This window comes from Cohaesibacter sp. CAU 1516 (assembly GCF_005771485.1).
Classification (GTDB): domain Bacteria; phylum Pseudomonadota; class Alphaproteobacteria; order Rhizobiales; family Cohaesibacteraceae; genus Cohaesibacter; species Cohaesibacter intestini.
Genome location: NZ_VANT01000005.1, coordinates 224,523 through 250,331 on the forward strand (window position 1 = coordinate 224,523; position 25,809 = coordinate 250,331).

Here is a 25,809-nt window from a genome sequence, read left to right on the forward strand (position 1 = left end):
GGCATTGCCGCTCGGGCAGCATGGGGTCACAATAATAAGCCTTCCTGTCCCCCAGCGGTCATTTGAACCTCTGCTATCGGATCAGGCCTTTCTTGCGCAAAAGCTTTTCAACTTCGGCAACGGAATAGCGATGTTTCTTCCAGCGCAGCAGGCGGGCCTTGGACGTTTCATTTTCCGGCACCGCCCATGCGAGCGGCATACCGGCGGGCCAATGGTCAGGATTGCTTTCGAGGCGCGAGAGCTTGGTGATCACAGGTTGCTGCTTGGTGTCTGTTTCATGCATCGTCCGGGCCTTGGCCACGGTTGCAGATTTATCTTGCGGCGTTGGCAGGTCGATGGACGAGCGGAGCGCACCCAATTGCTTGCTGAACGGTTTCGCGTTAGCGGCCTCTTGCCCAGAGCCGGTGACCTCGGGCTGAGACTCCACCATGGCGACATTTGGTGCCACAGGCGCCAAACTGGCGAGCCGCAGGGTCGGTGCCAGCTTCACCTTGGCAATCATCCGCGTCGGTGCCCGGCCACCACACGTAGCGACCGCTTGGCGATATTGTTGGTTGCTGGCAAGATGCTGCTCGCTATAGTTTGAGCATAGCTGTGCGGTATAAGGATGCTTCCGCGCGGCATTGGTGCAATGCAGTCCGGACCCATCATCCTGAGCCATGAAGCGAACCCCTTGGGAGCCCGTTTTGGGCTGGTCCAGTTGAGCAGCCAACCCGTTGAGAATTGCAATGCGACGTGCGCCACGCACCCCGTCGATGCGCTCTGGCTGCATGTGGGTTGACTGGATAGGCAAGGCCTCCACTGCGGCCAGAACCGGCTTTTTACCGCTTTCCCGGACGAAATGGGCGCGCACCATCAGCGAGTAATTATGGCACCCATTTTTGCCGTTCATGTTGGCGGTTCCCTGATGGTTGAAGTTGCCAAGGCCGTATACCATCAGCGTGCCGTTGCGGATTTCGATACCCCGGCTGACATGAGCATGATGGCCAATCATCACATCGGCATCGGTCTGCGCAACAAGGCTGCGCAGCATTGCGACTTCATAACCGGACGGGCGGATCACCCTTTCCGGGCCGTGATGAACCGACAAGAGCCGCAAATCGGCGCCAGACCGGGAGAAGCTATCAGCAAGGAACTGCTGATCCTGTTTCAGGTAAAGGCTCAATTGACCGGGACGATTGTCGGTTGCACGGGGCAGTCCACCACCATTGGCGCCGATACCGATGGCACCAAAAGCCACCTTGATGCCCTTTTTCTCAAAGACTGGTGTTTTGCCCGCTGCAGCGCGATCCATCCCGATCCCCGCGTGGGCGAGCAAACCCCTTCCCTCAAGTGGTTTCAAGTGACGCAAAGATTCCCGCACGCCCAATGCGCCATAATCAAAGGCGTGGTTATTGGCCATCGAGAGAAGATTGAACCCCGCCTTGACCAAATGCTTGATGCCGTTGGGATGGGTGACGAAATTGTATTTCTTGGAACGCGGCACCAGATTAGCCCGGTCCGAAATCACGGTTTCAATGTTGGCAAAATTGATATCGCCATTGATGTCTGCCTTGATCTTCTCTGTCGTCTCGGCAAAGGACAGCTTGCGACCATATTTGTACACCCGATCCGGCAGGGGCTTGGCACGACTGGGAGCAAAGCCCGTATCCCCAACCATCAGTAAGGAGAGATGCTCAACCATAGCACGCGGCGCTGTCTGCAAGTTCACGGGGGCCACAGGTTCCAGTTTTGCAAGTTGAAGGCCGGACGGGTTCAAATCGGCCGGTTGGTTATCCGCTGCAACCACACCAGTCGCAGCGGGAATGAGAGCAACGGCGATCAACAAGGACCGACGCCGACTGCAACCAACTAAAAAACTCTGTCGGGATGACAATAGAACCACAACAAATCCCCCACACGCGACACACAATACTTAAATACCCAAGTGGATACTGGCGGTAAGAAATAAATATTTTGCTACAACCCATACAGAAAATCCGCTAGCGAACACCCAAAGGTGGATCAAATTGCGAAATGACAGGCAACAAGAGACGAAAAACCCCACTATCCTGCGGATATTTGGCTCTTGCTTGCGCAGCAAGATCAGCAACCATGCCCTTCGCATCCGTGTTCTTCTTGGAAGAAGGCTCATAGTTCAGTCACAATGATCAAGTAAAGACACCGATAGAGAGATAGGCTACACTGTTGACAGGTTATAGAGAGCTGCCTTCTACTACGCTCACCTTTCCTTGTCCTTTCAATCACTTAACGCCCAAACTGAGACGCATAGCTTGATCAGACAGGGGTATGACATCAGAAAAATGGACAGAGCTCCGGGCAATATTTAGGGAAAATTAAGCATAAACAGTCACTTTTGATTTACTTTCAGTATTTGCACGCGTTCTAGCCCGGTCGGGTTTTCGGGTTCAGTTTGCCCATATGTGCAGCCAGCGTAGAGATCAGAGCTTATGTCTCAGACCCAGTTCAAACAGATGGCACCCGTCGATCCCGCTCACCCGGCCATGGCCGAACGAGCGCAGCAGCATCCACAGGGCCCGACAACTGGACAACATTCCGCAGGCAATCATCCTTTCCCTCAGGGACAACAGGGTCACGGCCAGCAGGGACCTGCTCCCTCGGCGCAAATCCATCACCTGCCCGGCGCTCAACGCCAACTTCAGGGCCAGCTTCAGGGCCAGCTTCAGGGCCAGCCTCAGGGCCACCCCCGGGCACACCAGCAAGCGGCGATGCCAAGTGCGCACGGCCATCCGCCTATTCAGGGCCATGCCTATGCACCCAATCCGGGAGCACCGGTCGAACATGCCCGTCATGGCTATCGCCCTGTTGAGCATCAGCCACAGATGCGGCCCCAAACGCGTCCTCAGGCCCAGCATCACGCCCCTCACCCGCAGCAACAGCGTCTGCAGCGTTCGCAGCAGCCTCGGGCGACCGCGGCCGTGCGCCCGCCGCACCGATCAGCCCCTGCGCCGCAGGAGCGTGGTCTGACAGCAATGCTGATGACAGGGCTGCTCTCGCTTAGCGTGCTGGCAGGCGTGTCGATCACGGGCTTGTACATGCTCAATAATGGGCAGGAAATTCCAGGCCTCACCGCCCCGACCAAACAGAGCAGTCAGGAATTTGCACCGCTATCGGATCGCGCGCCTCTCGATGCTCTGCGTCAGAGTGCTCAAAAGATCTCGAAGCTGGAAGCGCTCAATCATTCGATGATGCTGGAACTGCAACATTTGCGGCAAAAGAACCGCGACATGTCGCAGTCCATTGCGGATCTGAAAAGCCTCTATTCACAAGCACGGATCGGCAATAGCTGGACCTTGGCGCAACTGGACATGAAGCAGGCCGAGCCGATCTATCCGGCGGGTTTGGCGGTAGATCCCTCTCTTTATCTCAGCGTGCCACTTGAAACCGGGTCGATTGCGATCGCAAGCAATCTGCCAGCCATTGGCGTGACACCAGAGTCCGAACTGGCATTTCGTGAAAAAGTCGAAACGTTGGCCCCGAGCCTGAAACCGGATGCACCAAAGCTTGCCTTGACGGATGCGCTTCCTGGCGCCCAAACCCAGACACCAGCGACTGTTGACGTTCGCAAGGTCGATGCCCGTGAGGCGGATGCCTCCGAAGCAAATGCATCTGTGGCTTTGAAGCCAACCAAGGTTGAAACCGTGCCGATCAAGGTCGCAGCGCTGGCGCCTTCCGATCCGATTGCGGTACAGGGTGAAGAAAACAAGCAGACGCTTTTACACGAACTGCCAAAAGCGCGGCCGGCCAATCTGAGCGAAGCTGTCGATAACAAGGTCGCCTCGATTGCGCCTCCTGCTGGCTTTGAAGCAGACCCGCAACCGCAGCCTGTCGGGCCGATCTCTGGCAATAGCAACCGGTTCCTGGCAAAGATGCGTGCTTTGAAAGCAGGCAGTCTGAACCAACCGATCACCATTTTGCATGTTGGAGACAGTCACATTGCGTCCGACAGTTTCACCCGAGGCATTCGCCGTCGCCTGCAGGCGATGTATGGCGATGCCGGTCGCGGGGCGGTGATTCCGGCCAAGGCTTACAAATGGGCGCATGCGGATGGCTTGAAACTCAGCGCCGGACGCGGCTGGTCGTCGGCCAACTCCCTTAAAACCAAGAGCGGCCCCTATGGCCTTTCCGGGGTGCGGGTCAGTTCCTCGTCTCCGGGAGCGAAGATGACTCTGACCTCCCAAAAGGGCGCGTTCGATTGGGCAACGGTTACCCTTTATGTCGGACCGGGTCAGGGCAGCGCCACCATTCGGACCGATGGTGGTTCGAAGAAGGTTTCGGCACGAGCCTCCAAGCCGGGCTCAAAACTTGTCCGCATTGATGGTCGCTCCTCGAGCTTGAGCGTCACCCATAATGGCGGGGGCAAGACCACCATTCTGAACTGGGCCACTGGCAAGGACAAGCCCGGCATTCAATATGTGAATTTCGGCATTGCCGGGGCGACCGTGGCCGTCACCAACCGCTGGTCTGATGGGCTGTTGGCCAACGACATCAAACGTCTTGATCCAGATCTGATCATCTATGGCTATGGCACCAATGAAGGCTATAACGACAATCTGAACATGGCTTCCTATCGCAGGATGGCTGGCGGTCTGGTCGACAAGATGCAGGATGCCGCGCCAAATGCCGCGATGATGTTCATTGGTCCGGCCGATGGTGCACGCCGCCGGTCCAGCAAACTGTCTTGCGGCGGTGGCTGGTACACCCCCAACAAACTGCCCGCAGTACGCAACACGCTCAAAGACATGGCAAAAGACTATTCCGGCTTCTATTGGGATTGGTCCTCGGCAATGGGCGGACGCTGTGGCGTGACCCGCTGGGCTGGGCAGAAACTGGCCGCCAAGGACCGGGTTCACCTGACCGGCAAAGGCTATGATCGCAGTGCTGCGGCCTTTGTTGACTATCTGGAACGGACCATCAAAAACAGCTTGAAAATCGCTTCGAATTAATCCTCTATGGTTGCAACGAAGCGCCAGAATCTCGCCGCTTCCGACACGATTTCGGCCCTGTCCCGTCTGATTATATTTGTTCACTGACGGGACGGGTCTCCTGTTTATTTCTGCGATAGTCAAGATCATTCATGCTGTTTCCAACCGTCGATTTCGGCCTTTTCTTTCTTGTCGTCTTTTCCCTTTCGTGGCTGATGCGCGGACAGGCGTCCATGCGCAAGCTGCTTTTGTTGGTGGCCAGCTATTTCTTCTATGGCTATTGGGACTGGTCCTTCTGTCTGCTGCTGTTGTTCAATGCGGTGATCAGTTATATCGGCGGCCTGCTGATCGACAACAGCGACAATGATCGCCACCGCAAACGGGTCCTTGCGGCAGTGGTCGTGATCGATCTGGGCTTGCTGGGCTATTTCAAATATGCCGGTTTCTTCATGGACAGCCTCAGGGAACTGTTTGTGATGATCGGCCTTGAGCGGGATTTGCCGTTCCTTGAAATCATCTTGCCGGTGGGGATTTCCTTCTTCACCTTCCAGAGCATCTCTTACGTTGTCGACATTTACCGCAAGCAGATCCATGCAACGCGTTCCTTTGTTGATCTGGCGCTCTACATCTCTTTCTTCCCACAGCTAGTCGCAGGCCCGATTGTGCGCGCGGCCCACTTCATGCCACAGCTGGACACCAAGCCGGTTCTGACACGATTGATGATGGGCAAGGGCTTTTTCCTGATCTTGATCGGCCTGTTCAAGAAGATGGTTTTGGCCAACTATCTCGCCACTCTCTATGTCGACGAGGTGTTTCTGGCCCCTGAACAGGTGTCGAGCCTGGAGCTGGTGATGGGGGTCTATGCCTATGCGGGGCAGATCTATTGCGACTTTTCCGGCTATAGCGACATAGCCATCGGTATTGCGGCCCTGCTTGGCTATCACTTCAAGCGCAATTTCAACCAGCCCTATCGGTCTGCGAGTTTGCAGGAATTCTGGACCCGCTGGCATATCTCGCTGTCGCAATGGCTGCGTGACTATCTCTATATTCCGCTCGGAGGCAATCGCGGCGGCGTGGTGGGGACCTATCGCAATCTGTTCCTGACCATGCTGCTGGGCGGCATTTGGCACGGGGCCGCGATGACCTTTGTTATCTGGGGCATCATCCATGGTTCGGCCTTGATCGTGGAGCGTCTGACAGGCCTGTCTCGCCTCACCCGACGGGGCGTGGGGCGGATTGTTGGCGTGCTGTTCACCTTTCATGTCGTCTGCTTTGCCTGGATCTTCTTTCGCGCACCAAACCTTCAGCTGGCGACGGATTATCTGGCGCTGATCCTGCAAGGCACCACTGACATTTCCATGCTGACGCCCTTCATTGTCGGGTTGATCCTGACCTGCGCCATTGGCCAGTTTGTCCCGGCTCGCACCTATGAGCGCAGCTATGTGATGCTGTCGCGACTGGGAACCGTCGGCATGGCCTTGGCTTTTGCCGCAGGATTGCTGGTGATCCAGTGGATCGCACCATCGGGCACAGCCCCCTTCATCTATTTCCAGTTCTAGGAGCAGACCTATGGCCAAGTCCCATCCCGACCACACCATGCTCCGTGTCCGCAGCGCGTTGATCGCTCTGGTGTTCGCCACGCTGGCGCTGGCTCTGTTCCAGTCAAACGGGTTGGTGAGCTGGTCCTATGATTTGCCGATCTCTCCCCTCAGCGAGCAAATTGTTGTGGCCTGTGAGACTTGGAATGGCTGGATGGAAGCGCTGGGCACCACGACAATTAGCGAGACCGTACAGGATTGGGTCCAGTCGCTGAAGGATCATGAATTCTGAGGCAATGAGCCACGGAATCTTTGATGCAAAAGGCTTTTTCACAACGACAGGCCAAGATCAGACCCAGCTGACCAGACAGGTTTGATACCAGATCTGAAATGAACCTGATGCAGGATTAACACTATCTAAAATATTCGCTTCGGACCGCTTGCACGCTGCATCAATCGGACATAGGCTGCTGCACCATGTTTAGCATATTGTTAACCGGGATTGCGACATGAGCGACTTGAAGAATGGCATGTTTCTGCGCCCTTTGGCGCGGATTGTCATCACCCTGCTGACCCTCGTCACCATGAGCCTTGGCGTGGCAGCAGAGAAAACCAGTGATACTTCGGCTGAAGACAAGAACCCACCCAAAGTGGTGTCGATAGCGGTGCTCGGAGATTCCCTTGCAGACGGACTTTATGCTGGTCTGGTGCAACTTTCTCGCCATGATAAATCGGTCAATCTGAAAGTGACCAAGTATAGCCGCGTCAATACCGGACTTGTCCGTTATGACCGCTATGACTGGTCGAGTGCTGCCAAAAAGATCAGCAAAAAAGACAAGTCTACGATCTATATCCTGATGTTCGGAGCCAACGATCTTCAGACAATACGCAGCAGCAAGAAACGCCACCATTATCAATCCGAAGGATGGTTGAAAGCCTATAAGGAGCGGATCGACACGGTGCTGCAATCGGTCAAGCAGCCGGGGCGCAAGGTCTATTGGGTCGGCTTGCCGATTGTTGGAAAATCCAACTTCGCCAAAGGCTATCAATATCTCAATGGTATTTTTGCCGAACGGGCAAAGGCCAATGGGGTGACCTATATTGAAAGCTGGTCCTGGTTCGCCTCCAAGAATGGCAAGTTCCAGATGAGCGGTCCGGGCGCGGATGGCAAGAAACGGTTGCTGCGCGCCAAGGACAAGGTGCATTTCACTGCGGCTGGCTATCGCGATCTCAGTCACTTTGTAGCGCGCGAGATCGAACTGACCAAGTGAACCTGCCAAACAGACGATCAGGGGGCTCAGGCCCCCTTTTTCAATCTGGTCTGGTTTTCAGAAAAACCCGCCTGACCATATCGATGAGACGGCAGGCAAAAAGCCATTCATCGGGCTGTCCTGTTCCTTCCTTTTGAAGATAGATTTCAAATCCGACATAGACCGGTTGTTCGGCACGCCAGATCGCTTCAGGCAATTCAGGCTTTGAGAAGAGCTGTGAACGCAGGGCCTCCATGCTGAGTTCATCCAAGTCCGCATCCGAAACCATGCGGATCGGCCGCAGATATTTGCCCGTCATGAGCGGATCTTCTTCATGGGCTTTCAGACAATGGTCCAGAAAGGCGGCATCGGCAGCAAACAGATCCGCATCGGCACGATCTTTCTGGCGACAATGCAGGTCGATCATCAGCTGACAGTTGTCGCTAATATCCTCCGCAATGCGACGATAAAGCCGGTCGTGACGATCGAGGTAGGCTTGCAACTGATCGGGTCGGGGCCGCCGCGCAGACAGCCCATGACCTACCCGCAGGATATCGATATTCTTCCCTTGCAGCAGCTTGGCAACCTCTTCACCAAATGCCGCTTCTTCCCGATGCACACCGATGACAACAAGCGTATCCTTGGCTCCAGGTTCGTTGGATATCGTCTTTTTTGAACGGAAGAACGGAAGGCGCATGCGGGAACAGCTCCTGACTTCAAAGCGCAATTGCAGTCGAGTGGCAGTGTGGGAGAAAAGTGGCCCACATGCAACCGCGCAAAGCCATTGCCAAGAAGACAAAACAACCCGGCAGCCTGTTTGCCGGGTTGCATCGCCTTTTCAGTAGACAATGGTGCTCATGGTCAGCCGATCCCACATTTCGCGCACCGTCTGGCGAATGTCGCGCCTGCGATCCGAATAGTGGGTATGGAGCAAGGCATGGGCCTTGTCCGAGTTGGGCGCTTCAAGAAAATCGCGATAGAGCGACTGAACCTGAAGATTCTTGTGCGACTGGCGAACAAGCTGCTTCCGATCAACATTATAGATCGTCGCACGGCGCGCCATGGCCTTGTCGAGATAGGCTTTCTTGGACCGCAGGGATCCGCCACCATCGACGCAACCACCGGGACAGGCCATGATTTCAATAAAGTCAAAATCTGCCTCTCCCTTCCGGATTGCCTCGACCAATGCCCGCGTTTCCCCCAAGCCATGACACATGGCGACCTTGACTGTACCGAATGGACCGCCGAGATCGACGCTGGCTGAGCGAACTCCATCGAAGCCGCGCAATTGTTCCAGCTCGATTTGGTCCAGTTCCTTGTCATTGATCACCGCATAAAGCGTGCGGACAGCCGCTTCCATGACGCCACCAGTGGTGCCGAAAATGGCCCCGGCACCGGAATATTCGCTCATATAGGGATTATCAAAATTTGAGGGTTTGATGGTCTTGAGATCGATCCCCTCGCGCCGCAGCAGGCGTGCAAACTCCCGGGTTGTCAGAACCACATCGGTGTCGGGCATACCATTGGTCGCCAGTTGCGGCCGCGCTGCCTCTTCTTTCTTGGCCGTGCAGGGCATGATCGAAATGACGCGGATCTTGTCAGCAGGCACGCCGACCTTGTCAGGCAGGTAGGTCTTGGACAGGGTAGAGAGAACCTGTTGCGGTGATTTGGTCGAGGATAGCATTGGCAGGATGTCGGGATAATGCATCTCGGCGAAATTGATCCATGCGGGACAGCAGGAGGTGAAAGTGGGCTTCTTGCCTTCCTTCAGGCGGTTCAAAAGCTCGATCCCCTCCTCCATGATCACCACATCGGCTGCAAAGTTGGTGTCGAGTACAATGTCGATACCGATCTTGCGGCAAGCGGCGATAATCTGGCCTTCCACATTGGTACCAGCGGGCAGACCGAATTCCTCACCAAAGGCGACGCGGACGGCTGGTGCAAACTGGACCACCGTTGTCAGCTCGGGGTCGCAGATATAATCAAGAGCCCGATCGGTTTCATCCCGCTCGCCCAAAGCTCCGGTCGGGCAGACCAGCACGCATTGGCCGCAGGACACACAAATGGAGTTGGCGGCATCCACCCCATCGCGCATCTGGACCAGCCGGTTGACCCCGACCCCCGCCATGACGAGAGCATCGACTTGCTGGTGCTGGTGGCAGACCGCGACGCATCGCTGGCATCGCACACAGCGGCGCATGTCACGCACCAAGGCGGGTGATGAGCGATCAACCTCGCGGGCCTCGACCTTGGCGCGATCAAAGAAACGGTTTTCCTTCAAACCTACAAACTGCGCCAGATCCTGCAACTCGCAGTCCCCATGCCGGTTGCAGGTGGCACAATCCTGCAAATGGTCAGCCATCAGCAACTCGACCTGCAGCTTTTGCATGTCACGGACCCGTTGGGTTCGGGTCTGGACATTGAGTCCCTCGCGCACGGGGGTGTCACAGGCGGTGACAATTTTTGTCTTGTCCTTACCAGCCTGTGTGATCTCGACAACACAGACACGGCAGGTGCCCGGTGTATGGTCGATATCATCCAGCTCGCAAAGGGTCGGGATGTAAATGTCATGACGCCGTGCGCAGGCAAGGATCGTCTCGTCCGGGAACGCCTTGCACTGGCTTTTGTTGATGGTCAGCGAGATGGTCGCCTCATCGGGGTCGCGGTGGGCATGGTGCGTCAGATCGAGTGTACACATGGCTCAGTCCGCTCCTTCAGGGATGGAATGTTTGGTCACAACAGAATAGACCCGATAGCAACGCATGCAGCGCTGGGCCTCGGCATAGGCATCCTGACTGGAGATAGTGCCTTCCACTTCTCCAAACATATGCTTGCGCAAGTCGGGGTCGAGTTCCGGATTATGCACCCGATAGGCCGCGCGAACCGGAGTCTGAACCACATCATCGGCAAGGAATTTGTTGTCCGAGAGGAGATGGCGCATCCGGGAGCGTTTGAAAAAGCGAATTGTGCCGAGCTGGATCCAGTCGTTGATGTTGCGGGCCGCCGTCAGGCCAGCCGCCATGGCATAGATCAGGGTTGATGGTCCGGTAACGCAATCACCGCCCGCAAAGACGCCGGGCCGTGAGGTGGCCATCGATTTGGCCGCTTCGATGCAGTTCCAGCGATCCAGATTGATCCCCCCCTGCTCGATGATCGCCCCGTCCTCGACCTGCTGGCCGATGGCGGCAATCACCGTGTCGCAAGGCATGGTGAATTCCGTCCCCGGAACCGGGCGGACGCTGCGCCGCCCGCTCTCGTCCGGCTCGGTTTCCTCCATTCGGATCAGCTCTATGCCAACCACCTTGCCATGTTCGGTCAGAATGCGGGTTGGATTGCACAAAGTGTGGAAGTGGATGTCTTCTTCGTCGGCGGCATCCACCTCCTCGGTGTCGGCAGGCATCGCCCCACGGGTGCGGCGGTAGATCAAATGGACGTCGTCAGCGCCCAACCGGATGGCCGAGCGGACGCAATCCATCGCCACGTTGCCGCCTCCGACAACAACGACATTGCCCTTGAGGCGCAGATCCTCTGTCTCGTTGACATGATCGTGGACCTTGAGCAAAAACTCGATGCCACTGAAATAGCCTTTCGCCTTGGTGTCCTCGCCCTTGACGCCAAGGGTCGTGCCTTTTTGGCAACCCAGCCCAAGAAAGACCGCCTTGTAACCACGCGCAAACAGATCATCGATGGTGAAATCCCGGCCCAGTTGCTGACCAAACAGGAAGCGCCCCCCCAGATCGACGATGATGTCGGTTTCCATGGCCAGCGTGTCCTTGGGCAATCGGTAGCTGGGGATGCCGATCTGGGCCATGCCACCGGCCTGTTCAAGCTTTTCAAACACGTCGACCTTGTAGCCATGCAGCAACAGGTGGTAAGCGCAGGAAATCCCGGCAGGCCCCGCGCCGATAACGGCCACCTTCATGCTGTCATCAAGGGGTTTCTTGATCATGTCGCGGCTGAATTTCAGGGCTGCGGGTCCCTTTTGCTGGTCTGCGACATAGCGTTTGAGCAATTTGATGCCGACTGCCTCATCAACAAACTTGCGGCGGCAAGCCTGCTCGCAATAGCGCACACAAACCCGGCCACAGGTCGCGGCCATCGGGTATTTTTGAAGCACGACCGCCAGTGAGCTTTTCGGGCGTCCATCGCGGATATAGTCGATATAGCGGGGTACATTGACCTTGGAGGGACAGGCCTCGATGCAAGGAGCGGTCATGTAAACCATGCCATGCTGGGCGCGGATCGGCATGTGGTTGGCGACTTCGGCCTCTAGCTTGTCGCGGAAATGATGCAGGACGTCGAGCAAGGCGACCGAGCAGGTCTGACCAAGACCACAAAGCGAGGTTTCGGTCATTTGTTCGGCCAGCATCTCGATATCGTCAAAGGTCAGTGCCGAGTCGAGGCCCCGTCGCATATTGTCGAGCGCATCACGCACCAGCACCGTGCCCATCCGGCAGGGGGTACAGGCACCGCAGGACTGTGTCGCTGCCTTGTCCATATAACGATAAAGGGAGTCGATAAGACTGACTGTCTCATCAAAGACGAAAAAGCCCCTGTCCGCAAAGAAGGCGCGGATGTCGTTGCCATCGTCAAACTCATTGAAATTCTTCAGTTGCGAGAGAGGAGTTTCCTCGGCGATCGCGCCATTGCGCGCATCATGGACCACTCCATCCCAGACGCCATACACAACCTGTGCCATTGCGACCTTGATCCTTGTGTCGGTTGTCGATGCGCAACCCACTCCCAAAATCGCCTTTCAGATCGCCAAGGTCTGCTTTCGGCCTCGACAATCAGGTCCTCCGACGCCCTTTGAACGCGAGTCTACACATGCTCAACTTTAGTTTCACAAGGCGCAAGAATCCATGCATTAGGTCAAAGACCCTTCCGTAAGGTAAGTCATGTATACACAGCGTAGAAATCCGTATTTTGTTGAGTGAATTCTATTTCATATTAAATTTATACTTTTAAATAAATAACATCCGAAACCGGCCTGTTGGGTATCAGCAACAGCTATTAGGCGAAAAACCGGATTAAGATCAGACAGATAGCAGTCAATTTATGGGTAATAGGACTTATTTACATCGTTCTAACCCGCAAAAATTGCGACCAATTCGTTAATTTTGCCGAGCCTGAATCCCGGCATACCTGCCGAGGCAACGGGCTGCGACAAAAGCGCACTCTTACTTTTGTCAGCAAGTAAAAAGGGCGGAAACCGCTTTTGGTTCCCGCCCTTGATGTCTTTCTCAATCCCTTTTGGCTGTCAGCCGGCCTGACTTGGCAACCAAAGCACAATGGCCGGGAAGGCAACCAGCAAAGCGATGGTGGCAGCATCAGCGATGAAGAAGGGGGTAACGCCCTTGAACACATCTTGCACAGACAGATCATCCCGCACCCCGGCCACGACGAAGCAGTTTAGGCCGATGGGTGGTGTGATGAGGCAGAACTCTGCCATCTTGACCACCAGAATGCCGAACCAGATGGCGCACATTGGGCCAGACATGCCGAAGGTGCTGTCAGCAGCGGAGACAAACTCGCCCCCATTGAGTGCCATCACTGCCGGATAGACGACCGGCAAGGTGAGAAGCAGCATGCCGATGGCATCCATGAACATGCCAAGCACCGCATAGGCCAGCAGGATGCAGATCAGGATCAGCATCGGTGACATGGTCAGAGAGGTGATCCAGTCGGCAAAGGCACCGGGCAAGTTGGCAAAGCCCAGGAAGCGGACATAAATCAGCACGCCCCAGATGATGGTGAAGATCATCACACTGAGCTTGGCGGTTTCAAGAAGAGCGTCCTTGAATTCCGACCAACGCATGCCATGCTTGAGTGCCATCAAAAAGACCACGAAAGCCCCAATCGCCCCACCCTCGGTTGGCGTGCCGAAGGCATCACCGCCAAAGGGGTTATAGACGAAGAAAATGATGGTGAAGACGACAAACAGGATCGGCAGAGCCGGTGGCAATGCAGCGAACCGCTCTTTCCAAGTGAAACCGGTGACCGGAGGACCAAAGCCTTTGATGGTGACCGCCATGCCGATGATCAGCAAGCCATAGATAACAGCTGAAAAAGCACCCGGAATGAAGCCTGCCAGCAACAGCTTGCCGACATCCTGCTCGACGATGATCGCATAGATGACGAGAATGGCAGATGGTGGAATCAAGGAGGCAAGTGTACCACCTGCTGCCACCACGCCCGCGGCAAAGCGCTTGTCATAGCCGATTTTCAGCATTTCCGGGATGGCAATCCGGGCAAAGACGGCTGATGTGGCGACCGACGCCCCGGACACGGCAGCAAAGCCAGCGGTCGCAAAAACCGTGGAGACGGCCAAGCCCCCCGGCACCCAGGCAAACCAGCGTTTTGCTGCTTCGAACAGAGCACGGGTCAGACCGGCATAATAGGCCAGATAGCCAATCAGAATGAAGGTCGGGATGAGGCTGAGAGCCTGCGACGACACTTTGGAATGCGGCACCTGACCGGCAGTCTTGACGGCAACCGTCACGGCCTTCATGAAACGATCCGGATTGTAGCCGAATTTCGCCCAGAAGATCCAAATCAGGCCGACCATCCCCGCAGCACCGGCCGCGAACGCAACACGCATGCCCAACAGGACCATGACGAGCATACCGCCCGAGACGGCCAGACCAATATCAATCGGTTCCATATGGGGCTCTCCTATTGGTCATGGCCGGAAACATGTCCGGCTTCTTCTGCGGCCAATTGAGCCGCATCGGCAACAAGCGGCACAGCAATCGGGGACGTATCATTGCGGATAAAGGCACGCAGATAGGCCCAAACCTGCACAACAAGCCGCACACAGAGCAGCGAAAAGGCAACCGGAGCCAACAGCTTGGCCGGCCATATCGGCAAGGCGATGTCCATCGAGCTGTCACGGCTCCACATCGGCATGGCCAAGTCGAAGCTGCGTTCGAAATGGGACCAGGTGCCCCAGACAAGCAGCAGCATCAAGCCCAGAATGAACAGGGTGGTGAGCAGTTCCACCAGATAGAGCGGGCGGCCACGCAGGGTACTGACCACCATATCCATGCGGATATGCCCGCCAGAACGCTGGACATAGGCGATGCCCATGAAGGCAATCAGCGGCATGGCCTGCTCGATCCAGTCGACATAGCCCGGCAAGGGTTGATTCAGGATATTGCGCCCTCCTACGGAGAGCACAGCCAGCACCATCAGAACAAATACGGTGAGACCGCTCAGCAATGCGAAGAAGGCTTCGATTTTCTCGAGAAAACGGTCGGTGCGGCCAAGGGCACTGTCATCAGACAACAGCAAAGAGGAACCTGCCATCGCAGACCTCCTTCATCTTTAAAGCCAGAAAAAAGAAACAGCGCCCGTCGCGAACGGACAGGCGCTGCCTCTGGAGGGTTATTTTGTCTCGGCAATCATGCCGGTGATCATGTCATACAGCTCCTGAGCCGGCAGCCCGCGAGCGGTATTTTCCGTGACCCAAGCCTCTGCTGCCGGGGCAGCCGCAGCTTTCTTGAAGGCGGCAATCTGGTCATCGGAGAAGGTCACCTGTTTGATGCCACGCTCTTCAAGTGCAGGGCCCCAGGCCTTCATGGTCTTGTTGTTGTAGAAGTCGATGTAATAGGCCAGAGACTCTTCAACAGAACCAAGCAGGGCGTCACGATGCGCATCGGACAGATCATTCAGCGCGTCGGTGTTGACCACGACCGGGCAGTTCACGGTGCCTGGATTGAGGTTGGTGGTCCACCAGTTGGCTTTCTCGATGGTGCCAAAGGACATGTGGGCATGCGGTGCAAAGCTGGCAGCCTTGATCACACCGCTATCCATGGCCTGACGGACTTCGGTTGCGGACATGGAGGTCGGGACAGCGCCAACGGTTTCCATCGCCTTGCCAATGCCACCGGTGGCACGCACGGACAGACCTTCAAAGTCGGAAAGCTTGGAAGGTGCGTCGCCCACACCGACAATATTATATTGCGGCAGTGGCGATGGCATCAGAAGCGTTGCGTTCCAGCGGGCCAGATCCTTGACAACAGCAGGATGCTTGTAGAGTGCCATCGACAGCTCGGTTTCCTGCTTGAGCGTGGAAACGCCAAGGAAAGGCAACTCAAGAACGGTGATGGATGGGTTTTTGTCGCGGTGATAGCCAGCGCAGAACTGAGCCATTTCAAACGCGCCGATGGAAATACCATCGAGATTCTCACGGTTCTTGGACAGACCGCCATAGCTGATATTGAGGGTAAACTCGCCATTGGTTTTGGCACTGACCAGCTCAGCCAATTTCTCGACATGCTCGGTGAAAGCACGGCGTTTACCCCAGAGGGATACGTTCCACTCCGTGGCATAGGCTTCGGAAACAAAGGTGACAGAAAGGGCGACCAGAGCCGCCTGGCCTAGGAATTTGCGCATGGTAATCCTCCCGATTTGCATGCTGTCTCATTTTTTGTGTGGAGCTAGCATCCCGGATTGGTTTGGATTTGGCTATGAGTCTTTTCGCGCGATCTGTGGGACAAGCCCTGCGGAAACCCGCAGGGCAGAAGAATATGCCCAAATTCAGAGCAAAGCGTCCTTGTTGAGGCCAAGTTTCACGATCTTCTCGTTCAAGGTGCGTCGGCCAATGCCCAAAGATTCGGCAGCGGCATCCATCCGGCCCTCGTGCTCGCGAATGGCTTTGCCGATCAACTCGCGCTCAAAGGCGGCGACCGCCTCGCGCAAAGTGCTTGGCACCCCAGCGATCAACTGGTCGCTTTCGATGATCTGCATCATCGATGTTCGACCTCGACGCGCCCCCAGCACGCGCCGCTCGGCCACAGAACGCAATTCGCGCACATTGCCCGGCCAGTCGTGGCTCATCAGTGCAGCAAGATCCTCCGATCCCAGCGCGAAGCCCATTTCTGCCCCCTGCTCTACATCCTTGTCTGGCCTTTGCTCAGATCCCTTCTGTGGCCAATCGGCACCATAGACACGGGCATATTCCCCCATAAAGTGGGTCATCAGCAGGGCAATGTCGTCACGCCGCTGGCGCAACGGTGGCACGGTCATCACAAAGGTGTTGATGCGAAACAGGAAGTCCTGCCGCAAGAGGCCATCGGAGACGGCCTTGGACATATCCTCCTTGCTGGCAGACACCACGCGGAAACTGACCGGGATTGGCGTGGAGGCTCCGACCGGCATAATGCGCTTATTCTCGATAACCCGCAGCAACTGCGCTTGCACCGGCACCGGGCAGGAGCAGACCTCATCCAGAAACAATGTCCCGCCAGAGGCGGCCAGCAGACGTCCATCCTTGCCACCGGATGTGCCGAACATTTCGCTCTCAAAGGTATCGGGAGATAGTACCGCGCAATTGATCGCCAGAAAAGGTCCGTCGGCATTGGGGCCCAGATCATGCAGCGCGCGGGCAACCAGCTCCTTGCCTGTGCCGGTTTCTCCCTTGATCAACACAGCGGCAGGGACATCAGCAAGGTCGACAATATCACGGCGTAGCGCCTCGATTTCCTCGCTTTGCCCCAGCAGCATCCGGTCGAGACCGGACAGGCGCCTCAGTCGGGCTTTCAAGCGGGCATTGTTGAGGGTGATGCGATATTGATTGGCGGCATTGCGCAGGATGGTCAACAGGCGGCGCGGCTCACAGGGCTTTTCAACGAAGCTGTAGGCGCCGTCCTGAATGGCCTGCACGGCCATCGGAATGTCACCATGGGCGGAAATCAGCACCAAGGGCGGCGACATGCTCTTGTCGAGACTGGCCAGAAGATCAAGACCTGACATGCCGGGCATGCGAACATCGGACAGGATGGCGTCGGGCTGGAACTCGGCCAGCCGGTCCGGCACCAGATTGGCGCGGGCCACCGCTTCGACGCGCCAACCAGCAGCTTCCATCAGGTCGGTCAGCGATTGGCGCATGGCCTTGTCATCATCGACGATCAAGACACTGATTTGCTGGTCTTCCTTCATGCGTCCCTGTCTTCTCCCACTTCGTCTGACGGGTATTCTTGCAAGGCTCCAACCGCCCGGTCGTCCTTGATCGGCCAAGCGGTCTCGAGCGCATGCAGTTCCACCCGGAACACCGCCCCACCCTCAGGTCGATCCCAAGCGGACATCTGGCCATCATGATCATTGACGATGCCTGCGGAAATGGCCAGCCCCAAACCCATACCGCGTCCACTTTCGCGCGTTGTAACGAAAGGCTCCTGCAATTCCTTAAGGCTTGTGCCGCCAAGCCCGTGGCCATTGTCGATGATTTCGAACCAGACCGTGTGCCGCGTTCGGCCCATTGCAATTGTCATTGCTGGATCATCAACCTCCTCGCACGCATCAATCGCGTTGCGCAGAAGGTTGGTCATGGTCTGCTCAAGGCGAAACCGACTGCCGCGCACAAGGATCGGCTCAACCGGTGGTGAGAAGTGCACCAGAACGCCGCTTTCCTTGAGGTTGGGTTCCACCAGACCAAGGGAAATCTGCATTGCGTCACGCAAATCGACATCCTCGAAATTCTCTTCATCCGTGCGGGCAAAGAACTTCAATTGCCGCGTGATATCCTCCATCCGGTCGACCAAGCCGCCAATCCGTGTCGACAGGGTGGAAGTCAGATTGGAGGTTCCACTGATTTCTGCGGCGGCAACATAATTGCGCATGGCTGCGATGGGTTGCCCCAACTCGTGGGTCACGAGCGCGGCGAGCCGCCCCAACGCCGCCAGACGGCTGGCCCGCTCCAGCTCGTCCTGCGTCTTTTGCAAGGCCTGCTCTGCTGTGCGCCGTTCGCTGATCTCGACAGCCAGTCGTTCATTGGCCTGACGTAGCAGGGCTTCTTCCTCTTCGGACCGTTTCAGCGCTGCGCCAATACGTCGGGTCCGTTGCAACTGGAACAGGATCAGAATTGCCGCCGCGATCATGATTCCGAACCCGGTGACAAGCATGGACCGGGCGACGGCCCGATCATCGGATGCGAAATAGTGCAGGCTCCAGTCATGGGGCAGATCGCTGCTGAACAAATAAAGGCTGGACATGCCATCAATGGTGGCCCGGCTCGGCTCAGGATGCAGGTGTTGTTGCCAATTCAGTGGCTCAAGGTCTTGACCGGGGAATTGCCGTGACAGGCGAATGCGTTCCTTTTGCTTGTCGGTCAACGGGTAGAGCACACGAAACCGCCAATCTGGTTCAGAGGCCAGCAAAACCACGCCGGAACGGTTGGTCAGCAAGATTTTCTCGCCCGCATCGCGCCACCGCTCCTGCACCTTGGAGAGGACAATCTTGATGGCCAGAACGCCAAGGATGGTTCCATCTTCGTCCTTGACCGCATCGGCAAGGAAATATCCAGGTTGGCCGGTGGTTGCGCCAATGCCATAAAAGTGGCCCTGTTCACCCTTCATGGCAGAGAGAAAGTAGGGCCGGAAGGAATAGACCTGTCCGACGAAACTTGAGGGTGTGCCCGCATTGGACGCGGCGATGGTCACCCCGTCGGCATTCATCAGATAGATGGAATCCAGCCCCGTCGCAGCGACAAAGTCCTTGAAACGATTGTTGAGAAAACCGGTATCGCCGCCTGCGCTGATCTCCACCACATAAGGGTCGCGGGCGAGAATGTGTGTCAGATGGGAGAAGCGCTGCAACTCGGCAATCAGCGACGAGCGATAAAGCGACAGACGTCCTTCGGCCTTGCTCTGTTCTTCGGACTGGAAATAGCCAAAAGACCCCCAGAATATGCCGGTGGCGATGGCAAAGACGGCAAACAGGGCGGAGATTTGGGGCAGCCAGCGCATTTAGATTGTTTCAGCCAAGATGTTGGAGAGTGTTGGAGGGACTATATATCTTGGCTTTTTTCGAAACAAGCAAAGGCTGCCCGACGGATAGCGGGCAGTTTCAGGCATCAACAAAACGCGGCGGCTTGTCGATACTGAGCGGCGGCAACGGCTTGTCCCAGCTTTCGACAAAGACCAGCGTGGTATGGGCAATGTTGCCCTGTGCCAAACCGGACGTGCCCTTGTCGATGGTCAGCACATTGGGGTTGCCATGCACTTCCAAGGCTTCACCATCGACCTGAGCAATGTCGAGCCATGCTCCAGTGGGCAGGGAAATGCAATCCCGGCGCATGCCATCTGTCACAGAAATGGCAGCGAGCGTCGCGCCTCGCTCATTGAAAATGCGGACGAAACCACCGTCCTTTATGCCGCGTTCCTTCGCCGTTTCGGGATGCAGGAAGCAGATTTCACGCCCCTCGCGTTTGCTGCCAACCGACTCTGCGCCGCGATCATTCTGGCTGTGAAGCCGTGTCCATGGCTGGGCAGAAATCAGATGCAAGGCACCGTCTGGCGCGTTGGTCAGATTTTCGATCGGCTGGATCCAGCTCGGATGGCCCGGACAATCTGACAGGCGATACCCGGCAATGGTTTCATTGAACAGGGTCAGCTTGCCACTTTCCGTGCCAAGTGGATGGGCGTCCGGGTCTTTGACAAAGTCGGCCAAGGCCACCCGATCCTCATCGCCATGGTCGGGCAACTCGAAGCGGCCCATAGCCTTGAAGCTTTCAAAATCCGGCACTTCGAAGTCGTTTTTCTCAAAGCGCTTCTGGACCTTTTCCCACAGAATGCGAAGCCAGCCTTCGGCGTCACGGCCCTCAGAAAAGGCCTGTTCGTAGCCCATTTCGGCAGACAGCAACCGCATGATGTCGAAGTCATCCTTGGCGTCCCCCAGCGGTTCAAACATCGGGGACATATAAATGACGGACGGATCCGTCTTTTGCATCATGATGTCGGTGCGCTCCAGTGGGCTCGTAGCCGGCAGCACAATATCGGCGCGCCGAGCGGTGGCCGTCCAGCTGTGATCACAAACGACAACGGTGTCAGGTTTCTGCCAGCCCTTCTGAAGGCGATGCAGATCCTGATGATGATGGAACGGGTTGCCGCCGGACCAGAAGATCAGCTTGATGTCGGGATATTGGTATGGATGGCCCTTGTAGAAATATTCGCCGCCCGGATTGAGCAGCATGTCGGTGATGCGGGCAACAGGAATCGTCCGCTTGACCGCATTCTTGCCTTGCGACAGGGATGGCCAGCGGGTGATTTTGGTTGGACGGCCGATGGTGCCGACACCGGAATAGCCAAAACCGAATCCACCGCCGGGCTGGCCGATTTGACCGATCATTGCCGCCAGCGCCCATCCTGCCCAAAGGGCCTGTTCCCCATGGTCCGAACGCTGCAGCGAGAAGGAGACATTGATCAGGGTGCGGTTGGTAGCCATGTCCTTGGCGAGCGCGATGATCTGTTCTGTGGGAATGTCACAAATCGGAGCGGCCCAATCCGCACTTTTGGCCTGACCGTCACCTTCCCCCAACAGGTAGGCGCGGAAGGTCGGCCAGCCACTGGTGCAGCGCTCAAGGAACCCCTCGTCATGCCACTCGTTGATCAGCAGGGTATGGCACAGAGCCAGCATCAGGGCGACATCGGTGCCCGGACGGATAGACAGCCATTCGCCACTTGTCATATCGCTTTGCTGCGGCGAGATGTTGATCTTTCGACCCTTGAGCGCGGCCATCCAGCTTTCGGTTTCGTGACGCGACAGGCCAGAGGAGCTGACCTGACCGGTGCGGCCGGAAATGCCTCCAAAACCGACCAGCAGGGTGCAATGCTCGATCAGGTTCAGCCAGCTGGTGGTCTGTTCCTGAAACTGGGCCTGTGTCAGCCCGGTGATGTAGGGAAACAGCACTTCGGCTGCAGCGTGGGAATAGGTTTCGGTCGAGGTGATTGAGCCACCTGCGAGATTGAGGAACCGGCGCAGCTGGCTTTGGGAATGATGAAAGCGCCCTGCACTGGCCCAGCCATAGGAGCCACCGAAAATGGCCTCATTGCCGTGATCAGTGACCACGCGGCGGACTTCGCCCGCGACCAGCTTGGCGGCCTGCTCCCATGAGACTTCAACATAGACGTCATCACAGCGTTTGGTGCCCTTGTCACCCTCCAGCCAACCCTTGCGAATGGCCGGACGCAGGATGCGGCTGTTTGTGTCACGCGCTGCACTGACCCAGCCCTTGCCGATACGAGAGGGTTCCGGGTCATCCTTGACAGGATGCAACTGGTCGCCCTTGATCTCATATGTACCCCAATGCGCTGCGGTCAATTTCATGTCGGCCTCATTTCTGGAAGTCAGGATCAGCAAGCGGATCCGAAGAAAAGAAGTCAAATGGCTAGCATTGTCCCCTTGCCTTGGCAATCCGCTTTTGCCTTTCCCTGCCAAACAGCCACCGTCCGTTGGTCATTTTTATTGGCGCGGGTGACATAAGGCTCTATCCTGCCCATATAAGAAGTAACCCTTAGCAGCCGAGAAAAGCCGTTCCCGATGGATGAAATGACCCCCTCTTCCCTGTCCTTTCCGTTTGACAACAGCTATGCGCGTGAGCTCGAAGGCTTTTATGCGCCTTGGCAGGGGGAGGAATTTGTCCATCCGCAGCTTGAGATTTTCAACAGCAGTCTGGCCACCCAGCTGGGTCTGTCTCTGGATACCGAGGATGAGCGGTTGGCGGCCTATTTCTCGGGCTCCGACATGCCCGACGGTGCCGCGCCACTGGCACAGGCCTATGCGGGGCATCAGTTTGGAGGTTTTTCTCCGCAATTGGGGGATGGTCGTGCGCTGCTAATGGGCGAAGTCGTCACGCCGGGGGGCAAACGGTTTGACATTCATCTCAAAGGCTCCGGGCCGACCCCTTTTTCGCGCGGGGGCGACGGCAAGGCAGCATTGGGACCGGTTTTGCGCGAATATCTGATGGGCGAGGCGATGCATGCCCTTGGCGTTCCGACCACCCGCGCCCTTGCAGCGGTGACCACAGGCGAACGCATCCTGCGCAAAAGACTGAAGCCGGGAGCGGTTCTTGCCCGGGTGGCGTCAAGCCATTTGCGGGTCGGCACCTTCCAGTTTTTCGCAGCCCGAAGCGAATGGGACAAGGTGCGGCAGCTGGCCGACTATGCCATTGCCCGTCATTTTCCCAGCCTTGCGGGCCGGGATGACAAGTATCTCGCCTTTCTGGCGGCGGTCAGCAAACGACAGGCGGAGCTGATTGCCCGCTGGATGCAAGTCGGCTTCATCCATGGGGTGATGAACACGGACAATATGACCATTTCCGGCGAAACCATCGATTATGGTCCCTGTGCCTTCATGGATATCTTCGATCTCAATACCGTTTTCAGTTCCATCGATCATCACGGGCGCTATGCCTATGGCAACCAACCGATAATGGGGCGCTGGAACCTGACCAGACTGGCCGAAACCCTTGTGCCCCTGATAGACCCTGACAATGAGGACAAAGCCATCAATCAGGCCACCGACGTGCTGGCGGATTTTGTCCGTGATCACAAACAGGCCTGGCTGAACGGCATGGGACAGAAGATCGGCCTGTTGCGCATCGAAGAGGGCGACGATGCCCTGGTCAAGCATCTGTTTGATGCAATGGCAGCGGGCCGTGTCGATTTCACCAGTTGCTTCCGGGCGCTGGCCGATGCCTTACGCGGCAATGACGCACCGCTCACCGGCCTGTTCAGTGATCAGCAAAGGCTCGCCGATTGGCTCGAACGCTGGCAAAAGCGGCTGGCGATGGAGACCGATGATACTCAAGCCGTGGCAGCGGCAATGGATCGCGTCAATCCTCTTTACATTCCGCGTAACCATCTGGTCGAAGCGGTTCTGGAGAAAGCAGAAGAAGAGATGGATCTGGGCGACTTCAAAGCCTTGTTGGCGGTGGTGACCGACCCGTTTCTCAAGCGTGACGGACAGGAGGCCTATGAAGGCCCGGCGCCGGACACATTCGGCCCGCATGTCACCTATTGCGGCACCTGATTCCGCAAATCATGATCCAAAACTCATTAGAACGATCAATTTTATGGCGTTGAATTCATGCATTAAGAAATTACCTTAGAGGCAACGAACCAAGCGTCAGCGGATTCCGAACAAAGGGGCAGCTGTGCGCTATCATTCATAAACGGCAAGCCGAGACGGTGCATCGACCGTATCCTTGCTGTACAGAGGATGGAGAGAGACCATGTCTATCAGACCCGTTGTTTCCACGTCACAAGCTGTTCCGACGATGGAAGGTGCAGGCGTCAAACTGCATCGCGCTTTCGGCTTTCACAATCCGGAAATGGCAGACCCCTATTTGCTGTTTGATGATTTCCGCAATGAACGTCCCGAAGATTATATTCAAGGCTTCCCGTGGCACCCACATCGGGGGATCGAGACGATCACCTATGTGCTGAACGGCACCGTGGAGCATGGGGACAGTCTGGGCAACCATGGCACCCTCGGGGCAGGTGATGTGCAATGGATGACCGCAGGCTCGGGCATCATGCATCAGGAAATGCCCAAGGGCAACGCCAACGGCCAGATGCATGGCTTCCAGCTCTGGGCCAATCTTCCTGCCAGCCTGAAAATGACCGCACCACGCTATCAGGATGTGGAATCGAGGGAAATTCCGCAGGTGATCGATGACGATGGCACCAGCGTGAAAATCGTTATTGGCGAATTCTGGGGCAAGCGCGGTCCCGTGGACGGCATTGCGGCGGATCCGCTCTATCTTGATATTTTCGTGCCTGCAGGGGTGCGCAAGCGGTTCAAGATCGACACTTATCGCAATGCTTTTGCCTATGTGTTCGAGGGTGCAGGCCTGTTCGACAATTCTTCCAAACCACGGGGCATCTTGCTGGAGAAGGAAATTCGCGGCGAAGAAGTCAATATCCGCGACATGTCCGGCGACCGCACCCTTGTGCATTTTGGCACGGGCGACGAAGTGGAAGTGCTGGCTGGCCCTAAAGGGGTCCGCTTCCTGCTGATCTCTGGCGCGCCTTTGCAGGAGCCGGTGGCCTGGCATGGTCCGATCGTGATGAATACCAAAGAAGAGATTCATCAGGCGATCCGGGAATTGCGCAATGGCACCTTCATCAAGCCAGCTCACTAGAGCGATCAACAGACACCAATCGCAGCGCGGGAGCGATGAGGCGCCTTTTTTCTTTCCTCGCCTCGTCCTCCCTGACGCGCACAGAAAGGACACTTCCAATGGGACTTCTCATTGACGGCCAATGGCATGACCAATGGTATGACACAAAATCAAGCGGTGGGCGGTTTGTCCGCAAGGATGCCGCTTTTCGCAACTGGGTGACGGCAGATGGCTCCGCAGGCCCGACCGGAACCGGCGGTTTCAAGGCAGAGGCCGGGCGCTATCATCTTTATGTTTCCTATGCCTGTCCATGGGCCCACCGGACCCTGATCTTCCGCGCCCTCAAGGGCCTTGAGGAAATGATTTCCGTCTCGGTGGTCAACAGCTACATGGTGGAACATGGCTGGACCTTTGATCCGCAGGATGGAATGATCCCCGACCCGATCCACCATGCAGACTATATGCATCAGGTCTATACTGCTGCGGACTCGACCTATACCGGTCGCGTAACCGTGCCTGTTCTCTGGGACAAGAAAACCGGCACCATCGTCAGCAACGAGTCGTCCGAGATCATCCGGATGTTCAACTCCGCCTTTGACGGCCTCGGAGCCAAGTCGGGGGACTATTATCCGCAGGATCTGCGTAGCGAGATCGACACCATCAACGAGACGGTCTATCACAAGGTCAATAACGGGGTATATAAGGCAGGCTTTGCCACCGAACAGGCCGCTTATGAAGAGGCCGTTGTTCCCCTGTTCGAAACCCTCGATTGGCTTGAGGACCGGCTCTCGCGCATGCGCTATTTGAACGGACCCAAGCCAACAGAAGCCGACTGGCGATTGTTCACCACCTTGTTGCGGTTTGATCCAGTCTATGTCGGGCACTTCAAATGCAATCTCAGAACCATTGGTTCCTATCCAAACCTGTCCAACTATGTCCGGGATCTGTATCAGGTGCCGGGGGTCGCAGAGACGGTTCGGATGGACCATATCAAGCACCACTATTATGCAAGCCACGACATGATCAATCCGACGCGCGTGGTGCCAATGGGGCCAGAGATCGACTTTTCTGCCCCGCATGATCGGGCGCGTTTCAAGGATGCCGCCTGACCGCTCGCCCCGGACCAAGCCATTTATGAATTCTGTTCATGACTGCTATCCCCAAACTTTGAC

Annotated in this window: 17 protein-coding genes; 7 read left to right on the forward strand and 10 right to left on the reverse strand. The window is 56.6% G+C overall.

All coding sequences use genetic code 11. The features are described from left to right. Nucleotides 1–73 precede the first annotated feature (73 nt). A complete protein-coding gene (locus FDK21_RS14335) occupies nt 74–1,711 on the reverse strand; it encodes a CapA family protein (protein ID WP_138149305.1) in 1,638 nt (545 codons plus the stop codon). A gap of 739 nt (nt 1,712–2,450) precedes the next feature. On the opposite strand from FDK21_RS14335, the gene FDK21_RS14345 reads away from it, so the two are divergent. The 4 genes from FDK21_RS14345 to FDK21_RS14360 all read left to right on the forward strand — a co-directional run bounded on the left by FDK21_RS14345 (nt 2,451) and on the right by FDK21_RS14360 (nt 7,755). After that, nucleotides 2,451–4,967 carry a GDSL-type esterase/lipase family protein gene (locus FDK21_RS14345; protein ID WP_171022098.1) on the forward strand — a complete coding sequence of 839 codons (2,517 nt, stop codon included), beginning with the start codon at nt 2,451–2,453 and terminating at the stop codon, nt 4,965–4,967. Between the two features lie 131 nt (nt 4,968–5,098). Beyond that, nucleotides 5,099–6,505 carry an MBOAT family protein gene (locus FDK21_RS14350; protein ID WP_138149311.1) on the forward strand — a complete coding sequence of 469 codons (1,407 nt, stop codon included), beginning with the start codon at nt 5,099–5,101 and terminating at the stop codon, nt 6,503–6,505. 10 nt (nt 6,506–6,515) lie between these two features. After that, the gene (locus FDK21_RS14355) at nt 6,516–6,776 is read left to right on the forward strand and encodes a hypothetical protein (RefSeq protein ID WP_114010079.1); all 261 of its coding nucleotides are present in this window, start codon (nt 6,516–6,518) and stop codon (nt 6,774–6,776) included. Between the two features lie 217 nt (nt 6,777–6,993). After that, nucleotides 6,994–7,755 carry a DUF459 domain-containing protein gene (locus FDK21_RS14360; protein WP_114010078.1) on the forward strand — a complete coding sequence of 254 codons (762 nt, stop codon included), beginning with the start codon at nt 6,994–6,996 and terminating at the stop codon, nt 7,753–7,755. Between the two features lie 40 nt (nt 7,756–7,795). On the opposite strand, the gene FDK21_RS14365 is transcribed toward FDK21_RS14360, so the two are convergent. The 9 genes from FDK21_RS14365 to FDK21_RS14405 all read right to left on the reverse strand — a co-directional run bounded on the left by FDK21_RS14365 (nt 7,796) and on the right by FDK21_RS14405 (nt 21,840). Next, nucleotides 7,796–8,431, reverse strand: a complete 636-nt coding sequence (locus FDK21_RS14365; RefSeq protein ID WP_138149313.1) for a hypothetical protein — start codon at nt 8,429–8,431, stop codon at nt 7,796–7,798. A 141-nt stretch (nt 8,432–8,572) separates the two neighbouring features. Then, the gene (locus tag FDK21_RS14370; RefSeq protein WP_138149315.1) at nt 8,573–10,432 is read right to left on the reverse strand and encodes a [FeFe] hydrogenase, group A; all 1,860 of its coding nucleotides are present in this window, start codon (nt 10,430–10,432) and stop codon (nt 8,573–8,575) included. Between the two features lie 3 nt (nt 10,433–10,435). Then, a complete protein-coding gene (locus FDK21_RS14375; RefSeq protein WP_138149317.1) occupies nt 10,436–12,433 on the reverse strand; it encodes an FAD-dependent oxidoreductase in 1,998 nt (665 codons plus the stop codon). Nucleotides 12,434–12,994: 561 nt separating this feature from the next. Next, entirely contained in the window at nt 12,995–14,398 is a 1,404-nt protein-coding gene (locus FDK21_RS14380; RefSeq protein ID WP_138149319.1) for a TRAP transporter large permease, read from the reverse strand. A gap of 11 nt (nt 14,399–14,409) precedes the next feature. Then, a complete protein-coding gene (locus FDK21_RS14385) occupies nt 14,410–15,042 on the reverse strand; it encodes a TRAP transporter small permease (protein WP_138149322.1) in 633 nt (210 codons plus the stop codon). 78 nt (nt 15,043–15,120) lie between these two features. Continuing rightward, nucleotides 15,121–16,131 (reverse strand): TRAP transporter substrate-binding protein DctP, encoded by a 1,011-nt coding sequence (gene dctP, locus FDK21_RS14390; RefSeq protein ID WP_114010072.1) that lies wholly within the window; start codon nt 16,129–16,131, stop codon nt 15,121–15,123. Nucleotides 16,132–16,275: 144 nt separating this feature from the next. Next, nucleotides 16,276–17,676 (reverse strand): sigma-54 dependent transcriptional regulator, encoded by a 1,401-nt coding sequence (locus FDK21_RS14395; protein WP_114010071.1) that lies wholly within the window; start codon nt 17,674–17,676, stop codon nt 16,276–16,278. Then, entirely contained in the window at nt 17,673–19,481 is a 1,809-nt protein-coding gene (locus tag FDK21_RS14400) for an ATP-binding protein (RefSeq protein WP_138149324.1), read from the reverse strand. The genes FDK21_RS14395 and FDK21_RS14400 overlap by 4 nt, the downstream gene beginning before the upstream one ends. Nucleotides 19,482–19,581: 100 nt before the next feature. Further along, a complete protein-coding gene (locus FDK21_RS14405) occupies nt 19,582–21,840 on the reverse strand; it encodes a molybdopterin-dependent oxidoreductase (protein ID WP_138149326.1) in 2,259 nt (752 codons plus the stop codon). A gap of 213 nt (nt 21,841–22,053) precedes the next feature. On the opposite strand from FDK21_RS14405, the gene FDK21_RS14410 reads away from it, so the two are divergent. The 3 genes from FDK21_RS14410 to FDK21_RS14420 all read left to right on the forward strand — a co-directional run bounded on the left by FDK21_RS14410 (nt 22,054) and on the right by FDK21_RS14420 (nt 25,746). Continuing rightward, nucleotides 22,054–23,544 (forward strand): protein adenylyltransferase SelO, encoded by a 1,491-nt coding sequence (locus FDK21_RS14410; protein WP_210238788.1) that lies wholly within the window; start codon nt 22,054–22,056, stop codon nt 23,542–23,544. Nucleotides 23,545–23,746: 202 nt separating this feature from the next. Continuing rightward, nucleotides 23,747–24,658 carry a pirin family protein gene (locus tag FDK21_RS14415; RefSeq protein WP_138149328.1) on the forward strand — a complete coding sequence of 304 codons (912 nt, stop codon included), beginning with the start codon at nt 23,747–23,749 and terminating at the stop codon, nt 24,656–24,658. Nucleotides 24,659–24,756: 98 nt separating this feature from the next. Continuing rightward, complete coding sequence (locus FDK21_RS14420; protein ID WP_138149330.1) at nt 24,757–25,746, forward strand: glutathione S-transferase family protein; 990 nt, start codon at nt 24,757–24,759, stop codon at nt 25,744–25,746. The last annotated feature ends 63 nt before the right edge of the window (nt 25,747–25,809 follow it).